This window comes from Zavarzinella formosa DSM 19928 (assembly GCF_000255705.1).
In the GTDB taxonomy this organism is placed as follows: Bacteria; Planctomycetota; Planctomycetia; order Gemmatales; family Gemmataceae; genus Zavarzinella; species Zavarzinella formosa.
This window is the reverse complement of record NZ_JH636447.1, coordinates 30,084-30,319: the sequence shown is the minus strand read 5'-3', so window position 1 is coordinate 30,319 and position 236 is coordinate 30,084. Positions and strand designations below refer to the sequence as shown.

The window sequence follows — 236 nt, the reverse complement described above, 5'->3', positions numbered from 1 at the left end:
GCTCCCAAGACGCCTTCTTGTCGCCGCCCTTGGACAGTTCCACCTCCCAAGTGTCCGGCGTGGCCAACTCGCCCTTTACGAGTTTGCGCCACAACTCGGCCTGTTCGGCGTTCACCGGCTTCGGGCGGGTGATGCGCAAGGCGTCGCGCAACTTGACCGCCTTCGATCCACCGTTGTACTTGGCGAGCTGGTACTCGTCGAAGCGACGGAAGGCGTTTCCGACGTGCCGCTTCGCC

Annotated in this window: 1 pseudogene; it reads right to left on the bottom strand. The window is 64.0% G+C overall.

The features are described 5' to 3' along the window. Positions 1-236, bottom strand: a pseudogene (locus BGIM_RS66700) (TROVE domain-containing protein); the annotation flags it as partial.